6 protein-coding genes and 1 tRNA gene are annotated in these 13,132 nt (G+C 69.3%); 2 read left to right on the top strand and 5 right to left on the bottom strand.

Annotation, left to right across the window (positions count from 1 at the left end):
• The 3 genes from H4N64_RS42590 to H4N64_RS42600 all read right to left on the bottom strand — a co-directional run.
• Positions 1 to 1,404 (bottom strand): DNA translocase FtsK (locus H4N64_RS42590; RefSeq protein WP_260860347.1); only part of this gene is annotated, 1,404 nt, incomplete at its 3' end.
• A 134-nt stretch (positions 1,405 to 1,538) separates the two neighbouring features.
• Positions 1,539 to 2,219 (bottom strand): response regulator, encoded by a 681-nt coding sequence (locus H4N64_RS42595; RefSeq protein ID WP_186287995.1) that lies wholly within the window; start codon positions 2,217 to 2,219, stop codon positions 1,539 to 1,541.
• Between the two features lie 342 nt (positions 2,220 to 2,561).
• Positions 2,562 to 7,967 carry a HAMP domain-containing protein gene (locus tag H4N64_RS42600; RefSeq protein WP_222110064.1) on the bottom strand — a complete coding sequence of 1,802 codons (5,406 nt, stop codon included), beginning with the start codon at positions 7,965 to 7,967 and terminating at the stop codon, positions 2,562 to 2,564.
• Between the two features lie 437 nt (positions 7,968 to 8,404).
• On the opposite strand from H4N64_RS42600, the gene H4N64_RS42605 reads away from it, so the two are divergent.
• Positions 8,405 to 11,155 carry a SpoIIE family protein phosphatase gene (locus H4N64_RS42605; RefSeq protein WP_186287997.1) on the top strand — a complete coding sequence of 917 codons (2,751 nt, stop codon included), beginning with the start codon at positions 8,405 to 8,407 and terminating at the stop codon, positions 11,153 to 11,155.
• Positions 11,156 to 11,216: 61 nt separating this feature from the next.
• On the opposite strand, the gene H4N64_RS42610 is transcribed toward H4N64_RS42605, so the two are convergent.
• Positions 11,217 to 11,292: transfer RNA gene (locus H4N64_RS42610), tRNA-Thr, on the bottom strand.
• Positions 11,293 to 11,409: 117 nt separating this feature from the next.
• On the opposite strand from H4N64_RS42610, the gene H4N64_RS42615 reads away from it, so the two are divergent.
• Positions 11,410 to 12,345, top strand: a complete 936-nt coding sequence (locus H4N64_RS42615; RefSeq protein ID WP_260860349.1) for an extracellular catalytic domain type 1 short-chain-length polyhydroxyalkanoate depolymerase — start codon at positions 11,410 to 11,412, stop codon at positions 12,343 to 12,345.
• 9 nt (positions 12,346 to 12,354) lie between these two features.
• Here H4N64_RS42615 and H4N64_RS42620 read toward each other — a convergent pair whose 3' ends face one another.
• Positions 12,355 to 13,017 carry a DegT/DnrJ/EryC1/StrS family aminotransferase gene (locus H4N64_RS42620; protein ID WP_186287999.1) on the bottom strand — a complete coding sequence of 221 codons (663 nt, stop codon included), beginning with the start codon at positions 13,015 to 13,017 and terminating at the stop codon, positions 12,355 to 12,357.
• Positions 13,018 to 13,132: the final 115 nt, after the last annotated feature.

The following is a 13,132-nucleotide window of genomic DNA, read 5'->3' on the forward strand; positions in this document are numbered from 1 at the left end:
CTCGTAGCGCGTGACCGTCGGCCCGCGCGTGAAGCCGGTGACGGCGGCGTCGACCTTGAACTCGCTGAAGACGTTGGTGAGCGAGGCGACGACCGCGTCGTTGGCCGCGCTGCGCGCCTTGCCGGGGCCCCCGCGCGTGAGGAGGTCGAGCGACGGCAGGGAGTAGGTGATGTCACCGGAGAGCTGGAGCTGCTCGGCGCGCGGCGGCAGGTCGGTGGGGGCCTCGGGCGCGGGCTTGGTGAGGTCGGCGACCTCCGCCTTCAGCTTCTCCTGCTTGGGCCGCGCGGCCGGGACGGGGGTCTGCGTCGGGGTGGTCTCCTCGCGGTCCCCGACGCTCACGCCCTGGGTGAGGTCGGCGACGATCGGCGAGGGCGGCATCCCGTGCAGCACGGCGCCGTCCAGCGCGGCGGCGGCGGCCGCGGCGACGTCCACGGCGTCCATGGGACGGCTCATGTCGGGCTGGGGCACCGCGGACCGCCGGGGCCGCCCACGACGCCGCGAGAGGGCCTCCTGCTCGGCGTTGTCGGGGTCGTACGCCTCGGGCGCCGGTCCCCGCCTGCGGGTGCGCGCGGGAAGCGCCTCGCGCCACTGGTCGTCGTAGCGCTCGTCGTCGGTGAACTCCTCCGGCTCGGGGTCGTCGATGATCCCGAGCTTGACCCCGAGCAGCCGCAGCCGCTGCGGGATGGCATTGACCGGGGTGGCCGTGACGACCAGCAGCCCGAAGACCGTGAGCAGCACCAGCAGCGGTACGGCGAGGACCTCGCCCATCGTGTACGTCAGCGGGGTCGCCGCACTCCAGCCGATGAGGCCGCCGGCGTCCCTTATCGCCTGCATGCCGTCGCTGCGGGCGGGCGAGCCGCAGGCGATGTGCACCTGCCCGAGGACGCCGATGACGAGCGCCGAGAGGCCGATCACGATCCGGCCGTTGGCCTCGGGCTTCTCCGGGTGCCGGATAAACCGTACGGCGATCACCGCGAGCAGGATCGGCACCAGCAGGTCGAGCCGGCCGAAGGCGCCGGTCACCAGCATCTCGACCAGATCGCCTACGGGACCGCGCAGATTCGACCAGGTGCCCGCGGCGACGATCAGGCCGAGACCGAGGAGCAGCAGCGCGACGCCGTCCTTGCGATGGGCCGGATCGAGATTCTTGGCGCCCTGCCCTATGCCGCGGAACACGGCGCCGACGGCGTGCGCGAGCCCGAGCCAGACGGCGCGCACCAGCCGGTAGATCCCCCCGGTGGGGCTCGGGGCCGGCTTGGGCGCGGGCTTCTTCGCCGCGGCCTTCTTGGCGGGCGCCTTCTTCGCGGGAGCCTTTTTCGCAGCGGCCTTCCTCGCCGGACCCTTCGCGGGAGCGGCCGCCTTCTTCGCGGGCTGCTTCTTGGCTGCGGAGGGACGTGAGGCCATAGGTGTGAGGTTACCGGTGGAGACGACAGCGGACACGTGCGCCCACTGCTTCACCCGTTCGTGTCGCCGTTACGACGGCGCCGAACTGACGCGCGTTCACAAAGAGGACATCTCCAACGCGCCTCGTCCGGGCGTCAGTTCTGCGAGGGCACCGAGGACGTGTTCCCGGCACCCGGCTCCAACGCGTCCAGCGCGCGCCTGAGTCCGGTGAGTTTGCGCTCCAGATGAGCCGCCGTGGCGACGGCCGCCGCGTCCGCCGACTCGTCGTCGAGCTGCTTGGACAGCGCCTCGGCCTGCTCCTCGACCGCCGCGAGCCGCGCCGACAGTTCGGCGAGCAGCCCCGCCGGCTCCTTCGTCTCGGCACCCGCGGCCCTGCCGCCACCCTCCAACTGGAGCCGCAGCAGCGCCGCCTGCTCCCTGAGCTGGCAGTTCTTCATGTACAGCTCGACGAACACCGAGACCTTCGCCCGGAGCACCCACGGGTCGAAGGGCTTGGAGATGTAGTCCACCGCACCGGCGGCATACCCGCGGAAGGTGTGATGGGGACCGTGATTGATCGCGGTGAGGAAGATGATCGGGATGTCCCGGGTCCGCTCCCGGCGCTTGATGTGCGCGGCTGTTTCGAAGCCGTCCATTCCCGGCATCTGGACGTCCAGCAGAATGACCGCGAAGTCGTCCGTGAGCAGTGCTTTGAGCGCTTCCTCCCCGGACGATGCCCGCACCAGCGTCTGATCGAGCGCAGAGAGGATCGCCTCCAGCGCGAGCAGATTCTCCGGCCGGTCATCGACCAGGAGGATCTTGGCCTTCTGCACCATGGCCCGCCCTCCTCGCCCCGGCATGGGGCCTCCCCTGTCCACAGGACTTGGGGAAGCACCGGTGGGTGCCGCCCCAGGGGACGACTCCCTTGCGCCGCCCGTCCTCGTGCCGGTCATGGTAGCCGCACCCCGCCTGTCGCCACACCCTGTCACCGCCATGTCACTGTGCACATAGCAAAAACGTAGCGGGAGACCAGAAGGTTCCCCGAATCCCGTACTTCTACACGGCATCGAGCACACTGCGTCAGCGACTCCGGGTGAACACCGTAGGCTCCCGCCGCGCCCTTCCCCAGCCCGCTCACCAGGCCCGTACCAACCCCGTACGAAGCCCGACCGATCCCGTCACTCCTCCCGCATCCACCGCTCCATCACCGACAGCAGGTGATCGGGGTCGACCGGCTTGGTGACGTAGTCGGAGGCGCCGGACTCGATCGCCTTCTCCCGGTCGCCCTTCATGGCCTTGGCGGTCAGGGCGATGATCGGCAGCCCGGCGAACTGCGGCATCCTGCGGATCGCCGTGGTCGTCGCGTATCCGTCCATCTCGGGCATCATGATGTCCATCAGGACGACCGCCACGTCGTCGTGCTGCTCCAGCACCTCAATGCCCTCCCGGCCGTTCTCGGCGTACAGCACCGACAGGCCGTGCTGCTCCAGGACGCTGGTGAGCGCGAAGACGTTGCGGATGTCGTCGTCGACGATCAGCACCTTCTCCCCGCCGAACCGGATGCCCCGGCGCACCTGTGGCACCGCCTCCTGCTCCACGGAAGGCCACTGCTCCTGCTGCACGGGCCGCTGTTCGAGCTCGGCGGCGGTCCGGCGGCGCCGGCGCCGGAAGAGCGCGGCGGCGCCGTTCTGCGTCTCCCGGTACGACCTCACCTCGGCCGGCGTCTCGATCTCCACGTCCGACAGCTCGGACAGATCCTCGGCCGACGCCACCAGGTCACCGGCCCCCAGGGCGGGCATGGGCTGCTGGTGGTAACCCTGCGGCGGCAGCTCGCTCGGGTGCAGCGGCAGATACAGCGTGAAGGTGGAGCCGCGCCCCGGTTCGCTCTGCGCGTGGATCTCGCCGCCGAGCAGTTGCGCGATCTCCCGGGAGATCGAGAGCCCGAGGCCCGTACCGCCGTACTTGCGGCTGGTCGTGCCGTCGGCCTGCTTGAACGCCTCGAAGATCACCCGCATCTTGCTGGCCGCGATCCCGATGCCGGTGTCGGTCACCGAGAAGGCGATCAGACCGGCGTCCGCGTCCCGCAGCGAACCGGTCTCCAGCAGCTGCTCCCGGATCCCGACCGGCACATCCGCCCCGGCCGGCCGGATGACCAGCTCTACCGACCCGGAGTCGGTGAACTTCACCGCGTTGGACAGCAGGTTGCGCAGCACCTGGAGCAGCCGCTGCTCGTCGGTGTGCAGCGTGGCGGGCAGCTCCGGGGACACCCGCACCGACAGATCCAGGCCCTTCTCCGCGGTCAGCGGGCGGAAGGTGGCTTCGACGTAGTCGACGAGCTGGACGAGCGCGATACGCGTCGGGGAGACGTCCATCTTGCCCGCCTCGACCTTGGACAGGTCGAGGATGTCGTTGATCAGCTGGAGCAGGTCGGAACCGGCCCCGTGGATGGTCTCGGCGAACTCCACCTGCTTCGGGGAGAGGTTGCCCTCGGCGTTGTCGGCGAGCAGCTTGGCCAGGATCAGCAGCGAGTTGAGCGGCGTACGCAGCTCGTGCGACATGTTGGCGAGGAACTCGCTCTTGTAGCGCATCGACACCGCGAGCTGCTCGGCACGCTCCTCCAGGACCTGCCGGGCCTCCTCGATCTCGGTGTTCTTCACCTCGATGTCCCGGTTCTGCTGGGCCAGCAGCTCGGCCTTCTCCTCCAGTTCGGCATTCGACGCCTGGAGGGCCTTCTGCCGGTTCTCCAACTCGGCCGACCGCTCCTGGAGTTGCTCGGTCAGCTCCTGGGACTGCTTGAGCAGCTGCTCGGTCTTGGTGTTGACGGAGATGGTGTTGACGCTGGTCGCGATCATCTCCGCGATCTGGTTCAGGAAGTCCTTCTGGATCTGCGTGAACGGCGTGAAGGAGGCCAGCTCGATCACACCGAGCACCTTGCCCTCGAACAGCACTGGCAACACGATCACCTGCGCGGGCGGGGCCTCGCCGAGCCCGGAGGAGATCTTCAGATAGCCGCTGGGCGCGTTCTCGACCAGGATCGTGCGCTTCTCCTGGGCCGCCGTCCCGACCAGGGCCTCACCCGGCCGGAACGAGGTCGGCATGGAGCCCATCGAGTAGCCGTACGAGCCCAGCATCCGCAGCTCGTACTGGTCCTCCCCGCCATGGCTCGCGTCCGGCATCGCCAGGAAGAACGCGCCGTGCTGCGCGGAGACCACCGGCGTCAGCTCGCTCATGATCAGCGAGGCCACGTCCTGGAGGTCCCGGCGGCCCTGCATCAGCGCGGAGATCCGGGCGAGGTTGCCCTTGAGCCAGTCCTGCTCCTTGTTGGCGATCGTGGTGTCACGCAGGTTGGCGATCATCTTGTTGATGTAGTCCTGGAGTTCCTGGATCTCGCCGGAGGCGTCGACGTCGATCTTCAGGTTCAGGTCGCCGCGGGTCACCGCGGTCGCCACGCGCGCGATGGCACGCACCTGCCGCGTGAGGTTCCCGGCCATCTCGTTCACGGACTCGGTGAGGTCGCGCCAGGTTCCGTCGACGTCACGCACGCGTGCCTGGCCGCCGAGCTGTCCCTCGGTGCCCACCTCGCGGGCGACGCGGGTGACCTCCTCGGCGAAGGAGGAGAGCTGGTCGACCATCGTGTTGATGGTCGTCTTCAGCTCCAGGATCTCGCCCCGGGCGTCGATGTCGATCTTCTTGGTCAGATCACCCTTGGCGATGGCGGTGGTGACCATGGCGATGTTGCGCACCTGACCGGTCAGGTTGGACGCCATCTGGTTCACCGACTCGGTGAGGTCCTTCCAGGTACCGGCCACGCCCGGCACCCGCGCCTGGCCGCCCAGGATGCCGTCCGTGCCCACCTCACGGGCCACCTTGGTGACCTGGTCGGCGAACGAACTCAGCGTCTTCACCATGGTGTTGAAGGTGTCCGCGAGCTGCGCGACCTCGCCGCGCGCCTCGATCGTCACCGTCCGGGTCAGGTCGCCGTTGGCGACCGCCGCCGCGACCTGGGAGATGTTCCGCACCTGCATGGTCAGGTTCTTGGCCATCAGGTTGACGTTGTCGCTGAGGTCCTTCCAGATGCCCGTGACACCCGGTACATGCGCCTGGCCGCCCAGGATGCCCTCGGTGCCCACCTCACGGGCCACCCGGGTCACCTGCTCGGCGAAGGAGGAGAGCTGGTCCACCATCGTGTTGACGGTGGTGACGAGCTCCAGGATCTCGCCCTTGGCGTCGACGGTGATCTTCTTGGACAGGTCGCCCTTGGCCACCGCGGTCGTGACCTCGGCGATGTTGCGCACCTGGATGGTCAGGTTGTTCGCCATGAAGTTCACGGACTGGGTGAGGTCCTTCCAGGTGCCGGAGACACCCTGCACCTCGGCCTGACCGCCGAGCTGGCCCTCCGTACCCACCTCGCGGGCGACGCGGGTGACCTCCTCCGCGAACGACGACAGCTGGTCGACCATCGTGTTCAGGGTGTTCTTCAGCTCCAGGATCTCCCCGCGCGCGTCCACGGTGATCTTCTGGGACAGGTCACCCCGGGCCACCGCGGTGGCGACCTGCGCGATGTTGCGGACCTGGGCGGTGAGGTTGCCGGCCATGCCGTTCACGGAGTCGGTCAGATCGCGCCACACACCGGCCACGCCGGGCACCTGCGCCTGACCGCCCAGGCGCCCCTCGGTGCCCACCTCACGGGCCACCCGGGTCACCTGCTCGGCGAATCCGGAGAGCTGGTCGACCATGGTGTTGATGGTGTTCTTCAGCTCCAGGATCTCGCCGCGCGCATCGACGTCGATCTTCTGGGAGAGGTCACCCCGGGCCACCGCCGTGGTCACCTGGGCGATCTGCCGCACCTGCGAGGTCAGGTTGCCGCCCATGAAGTTGACGGAGTCGGTGAGCTCCTTCCACGTCCCCGACACGCCCGGCACGACGGCCTGACCGCCGAGGCGCCCCTCGGTGCCCACGTCCCGGGCCATCCGCGTCACCTGGTCGGCGAAGGCCGACAGCTGGTCCACCATCGTGTTCACAGTGTTCTTCAGCTGGAGCATCTCGCCGGAGACGTCCACGGTGACCTTCTGCGAGAGGTCGCCGTTGGCCACCGCCGTGGTCACCTGGGCGATGTTGCGCACCTGTCCGGTGAGGTTGCGGAACGCGGTGTTGACGGAGTCCGTCAGGTCCTTCCACGTCCCCGCGGCCCCGGGCACCTGAGCCTGCCCGCCGAGCTCACCCTCGACACCGACCTCGCGCGCCACGCGCGTGACCTCGGAACCGAAGGACGACAGCTGGTCCACCATGCCGTTGACGGTGTTCTTCAGCTCCAGCATCTCGCCGGCCACATCGACGGTGACCTTCTGCGAGAGGTCACCGTTGGCCACCGCCGTCGTCACCGCGGCGATGTCGCGCACCTGGATCGTCAGGTTCCTGAAGACCGTGTTGACGGAGTCCGTCAGGTCCTTCCAGGTGCCCGCGGCGCCCGGCACATTGGCCTGGCCGCCCAGCCGGCCCTCGGCGCCGACCTCATTGGCGACGCGCGTGACCTCGTCCGCGAAGATCCGCAGCGTCTCCGTCATCTGGTTGATGGTGTCCGCGAGCTGCGCGACCTCACCGCGTGCCGACACGGTCACCTTCTGCGACAGATCGCCGTTGGCGACCGCGGTGGTGACCTGTGAGATACCGCGCACCTGGGCCGTGAGGTTCCCGGCCATCAGGTTCACCGAATCGGTGAGGTCCTTCCACACCCCGGCCACACCCGGCACCTGCGCCTGCCCGCCGAGCTCGCCCTCGGTGCCCACCTCGCGCGCGACCCGGGTCACCTCGGAGGAGAAGGACGACAGCTGGTCCACCATCGTGTTGACGGTGTTCTTCAGCTCCAGCATCTCGCCGGCCACATGAACCGTGACCTTCCGGGACAGATCACCCTTGGCGACCGCGGTGGTCACCAGCGCGATGTCCCGCACCTGCGCGGTCAGCCGGTACGCCATCGTGTTGACCGAGTCCGTGAGGTCCTTCCACGAACCCGACATCCCACGCACGCGTGCCTGCCCGCCCAGCTTGCCCTCGGTGCCCACCTCACTGGCCACCCGTGTGACCTCGTCGGTGAACGTGGACAGCTGGTCGACGAGATTGTTGACGGTACGGCCGACCTTCAGGAACTCCCCGCGCAGCGGATGCCCGGTCCCGTCCGGCGCCTGCGTCCGCAACTCCATACGCGGCGACAGATCACCCTCCGCAACCGCGGAGAGCACCCGGCCGACCTCGGAGACGGGCCGTACGAGATCGTCGACAAGAGCGTTGGAATTGTCGATGGCGGCCGCCCAGGAGCCCTCACAGGCGCCCGTTTCCAGCCGTTCCGTGAGCTTGCCCTCGCGGCCCACCATGCGCCGCACCCGCGACAGCTCGCCGGTCAGATGCAGATTCCGGTCGGCCACCTCGTTGAAGACGGCCGCGATCTCGGACATCACGCCGTCGCCGGAGACCGTGAGCCGTTTGCGGAAGTTCCCGTCCCGCATGGAGACGAGGGCCGTCAGCAGTCGGTTCAGAGCGGCCGTCTCCACCGTGGTGGTCCCACCGCGCGGTTTGCGCTGGTTCATCAGGGACTGTCCGCCTTTCGCGCGCGTCTTAGTGCCCCGCGTCGCTGCGCCAGACTCCACTGTGTCCCTCCCGCAGGGGTCGACCGTCACTGCCGTGCTCCCGGCACTCCTGCTCGGCGTGCCGGTTACTGCTGGGTATTTCTGCCGGATATACCAGGCCGCACCACGGGCTGCTGCCCGTCGTACGCGAAAGACACTCGGCCTGCCCGGACCTTCACAAGAAGCTTGCCCAGTGTTTCACCCCGGCTGAACCCGGCCATAACAGTTCGGCAGCTTCGCACACGGTCCGCACACCCTCTGGGCGGAAACACTGCAGACCGGCATCCGCGTGGACGGCGAAGGTAAGTAACCTTGCATGCGGCTGTCCAGCCGCACCGGTCCGTCCGGCTAGGGCGGTGGCACGGAGACGAGCGGGCATCGGAGGGGCGGCCGCACACATGACCACCGGACTGATCCCGGGGGAGCAGCCCTCGGACCCCCGGCCGAAGGGCGGACTGCCGCGTCAGTGGCAGGAGCCGGTCGGCCACGGAGCCCAGTACGTCGACAACCGGTCGAGGAGTTCTGTGATCACCGCGCGCGCGGCCGCCAGCTTCGAGCCCGTCGGGCGATCCGTCGCGAGCGCCCGCTCGTTCGTCCGCGACACCCTCCAGGGCTGGGGCTTCGCCGACATCGTCGACGACGCCGTGGTCCTCACCAGCGAGCTGGTGACCAATGCCGTCGTACACGCGGGCACTTCCGCCGACGTCCTGTGCCTGCGCGCCGAGGACGGCGTCCGGATCGAGGTCGCCGACCGCTACCCGGAGCGCGAGATCCCGCTCCAGGGCACGGCCGTCAACATGGGCAGCCCCGACCGCGAGGGCGGCCGCGGCCTCCAGCTGTGCGCGGCGCTGGCCGGCCGCTGGGGCGTCGAGTACACCCCCACGCACAAGCAGGTCTGGTTCCAACTCGACCTCCCCGAACGCCCGGTGGGCACCCGAGCCGCGGGCCCCTCCCTCCCCGCCGACCTCCTCCCGCTCGCCGACGGCCGCGTCCGCGTCGCCGTCGTCCAGATCGACCGCACCGGCTCCATCTCGGCATGGAACGAGGACGCCGAGGAACTCTTCGGCTACCCCGCCGAGCAGGTCACCGGCAAACCCCTCACCGACCTCGCCGCCTGGCCGCACACCCCGGGCACCGGCACCGGCATCGCGGAGGCCCTCCAACTCTCCCGCTGGGAGGGCAGTTACGGCATCCGCGGCGCCAACGGCCGGGTGACGCCGGTCTACGCCTCCCACCTCCGCGTCCGCGACACCGGCGGCGAGCCCTCCACGGTCTGCCTGCTCGTCCGGGACCACGAACGGGCGGTCCTGCAGACGCCGTCCCGCATTCCGTCCTCCGACGCCGGAGGCTCCGGCGAGGGGCAGAGCACCGACCCCTTCGAGGTGTTCATCGGCTCCCCGGCCCCGGACGACCTCGACGGCCTCCTCCAGCGCACGGTGGAGCGCGCCCGCGACATGCTCGACGGCGACTCCGCCTTCCTGCTCCTCGCGACCGACGACGAGACCGAGTTGGAGGTCCGCGCCTCCACCGGCCTGCCCTCCGCCCGCCAGCGCTTCGCCCGCGTGCCCGTCGAGGCGGGCCCCGGCCGCTACGGCTCCGCGCGCATGCCCGCGGTCCACGACGACCTCACGGCGGTCCCGGGCGCTGTCCCGCTCCTCAGCGGCACCGGCATGCGCTCGGTCGTGACGGTCCCCCTGAAGGTCGAGGGCCGCCTCACCGGCTCCCTCGGCGTCGCGGCGGAGGCCCCCGGCAGATACTCCAACGAAGAGGCCCTACGGCTCCAATTCGCCGCCGACCGCATCGCGTTGGCCGTCGAATCGGCACGCCTCGGAGAGCTGGAGCGCCTGCGCCGAGGCTCGCTGAGCTTCCTGGTCGAGGCCTCCGACCTGCTCGCCGGCACCCTGGACCGCGACCAGACCCTCGCCCTGATGGCCCAGATGACGGTGCCGACCCTGGCCACGTGGTGCGCGGTCTACACGATCGCCGACCAGGCCTCGGAGCCCTACCTCTCGTACGTCCTGCACGAGGACGAGGAACTCATCGACGGCATCAAGTCGTTGCTCTCGAAGATCGCCCCGCCCGACCCGGTCCCCACCCCCGGCGCCCGCGTCTGGGCGGCCCCGGCCGCGGCCGCCCACCAGGCCGCGCTGCGCACCTCCATGCGCAGCCTGGGCCTGGGCGAGCCGGTCGGCCGCATCAGCACGGGCATCGGCCCCACCCTCGCCACCGCCTCGGCCGTGGGCGGCGAGACCGTCGTCCTCCCCCTCGTGGCCCGCAACCGCGTCATCGGCATGCTGACCCTCGGCAAGCCGACCGACGAACACTTCCGCCAGGAAATCCTGGAATTGGCCGAAGACCTCTCCCGCCGAGCCGCCCTGGCCCTCGACAACGCCCGCCTGTACTCGGAGCGCACGGCCATCAGCCAGTCCCTCCAGCGCAGCCTCCTGCCGCCCGAACTCCCCGAGATCGACGGCGTCGAGGTCGAGGTCATCTACCGAGCGGCCGGCGAGGGCAACGAAGTCGGCGGCGACTTCTACGACCTCTTCCCGATCAGCGACGTCGCCTACGGCTTCGCCATCGGCGACGTCTGCGGTACGGGCCCGAACGCGGCGGCGGTCACCGGGCTCGCCCGGCACGCCCTGCGCCTCCTGGCCCGCGAGGGCCTCAGCGGCCCGGCGGTCCTGGAGCGCCTCAACTCCGCGATCCTCGACGAGGGCGCCCGCAGCCGCTTCCTGACCCTCCTCTACGGCGAACTGCACCCGCAGGAGGACGGCAGCGCGGAGTTGAAGGTGGTCTGCGCCGGCCACCCGCTCCCGCTCCGCCTGCGCCAGGACGGCACGGTCGAACCGGCCGCCGAACCCCAGCCCCTGCTGGGCGTGATGGAGGACCTGGAGCTCTACGAGCAGACCGTGACGCTCGATCCCGGCGACGTCCTGCTGTGCGTCACGGACGGCGTCACCGAACGCCGGGAAGGCAGCCGCATGTTGGGCGACGACGGCCTCATCGACGTCCTGACGACCTGCACGGGCCTGACGGCAGGCGCGGTCGCCGCCCGCATCATGCGCGCCGTGGAGCGCTTCGCCTCGGACGCCCCGTCCGACGACATGGCGATCCTCGCGATGCGCGTACCTGGCCTCCACAAGGACTGAGCCCGGGGCATCGGGGACAAGCGAAAAGGCCCCCGCCTGTAAGGGCGGAGGCCTTTTCTGCTGGAGCCCCCAAACGGAATCGAACCGTTGACCTTCTCCTTACCATGGAGACGCTCTGCCGACTGAGCTATAGGGGCCTGTTGCCTTCGAGGTCTCCCCCGTGACAACGAGCTAAATCATACCCTCAATTCGCACATGCTTCGAACCACCCATTCCTCTGGACCGCGCCACCCGCTCCTGCCACCATGCGGCGCATGCTGACCCGAGGCACTACGTCCTTACGCGGCCCACTCGCCGCCGCAGCCCTGAGCACCGCCCTCTGCCTGACCGCCTGCTCCTCCGACCCGGACTCCGGCAAGGCAGGCTCGGCCACCTCCGAGAAGTCCAGCCCGTCCCCGAAGCAGCAGCGGGAAGTCCCGCGCCCCGGCGACCAGTCGGTCAAGCTCACCTGGAAGGGCACCCCACGCACCTACAAGGTGCACGCCCCTCCCGGCTACACCCCGGACAAGCGGCTCCCCCTGGTGATCGCCATGCACCCGTACCCGGGCACCGGCGACTACGCGGCACAGATCACCGGCCTGACCGCGAAAGCCGACAAGGAGAACTTCCTGGTCGTCTATCCCGACGGCCACAACCAGGGTTTCAACGCCCTGATCTGCTGCGGATCGGAGGACGACGTGGGCTTTCTGCGCACGATCACCGACCGCTTCATCGACAAATGGAACGCCGACCCGGACCGCATCTACGCCACCGGCATCTCCAACGGCGGTGACATGTCCTTCAAGGCCGCCGTAGAACTCCACGACATCTTCGCCGCCATCGCCCCGGTCAGCGGCGGTTACATCGGATCGGCGATGGAGGACAAGACCTACGTCCCCGAATCCCCGGTCTCGGTCATCACCTTCATCGGCGAACTGGACAGGTACTACGGCGAGTTCGACGCCGGAATCAAGGCCTGGGAGAAACGTCTGCGCTGTGAGTCGGACTCGCCGAGGAAGGTGGAAAAGCAGGCCACCCGCACCACGGCGCGCTGCGCGGACGGCTCCCGGGTGGTCACCTACCGCCTGTCCGAGATGACCCACTCATGGCCCGGCGGTTCCAACAGCGACATGGCGTTCACCGACACGACGCTCAACGCCACAGATCTGGTCTGGGAGTTCTTCCGCTTCCATCCCAAAAAGCGCACCTAGCAAGGGCGCTCAGACGGCAGGCTGAAGCAGCCCGCCAAGCGCGTTGCACGCGGATACAATCCTCTGCATGTCCCGCTTGGCCAGCGCGGCGTCGACGGGCAGCGTGAGCGTCTCGTCGGCGGCCCGCTCGGTCTCCGGCAACGACACACACCGACGGAACTCCGGCAGCCGGTGCACGGGTGTCTTCACCGGCACCTTGCAGTCGACACCACGGGCCCGCACGGCGCGAGCAAAGGCGTCCCGGTCGGGGCGCCCGTTCCCGGGCACGCGGACCACGTACTGCTGGTAGGTGTGCCCGTCACCCCCGTCGGGCGTCCACACGCCCTTGAGCTTGGAGTCCAGATAGGCGGCCCGCTGCCGACGCTGAGCAATCTCGTCGTACGGCGCCTCGGACTCGCCCTGCTCCAGTACGAGCAGCCCGTGCCGCTGACCAACGCCGTGCAGCCGCGCGATGTCGGCGGACCGCCCGAAGCGGTGCACGACGACCACGGCCGCGGTCCGTGCGGTCACGACCGCCTCGACAGAAGACGCGTCCAGGCAGTAGGTGACCGGGTCTATGTCGGCGAACACCGGAAGCGCTCCGGCCAGCACCACGGCCTCGGCGACCTCGGTGTTCCCGAAGGCCGGTACGACGACCTCGTCACCGACTCCGACGCCGGCAGCCCTGAGCATTGCAGCAGTACCCATGCTGCGGATGTTGGTTCCGCAACGTGAACTTCAAGTGACGCACAGCAAAAAAGGGTTGGACCTCGAACCGAAGTTCGGGGTCCAACCCTTTTCAAGAATT

Origin of the sequence: Streptomyces cupreus (assembly GCF_014257025.1) — a bacterium.
GTDB lineage: Bacteria > Actinomycetota > Actinomycetes > Streptomycetales > Streptomycetaceae > Streptomyces > Streptomyces cupreus.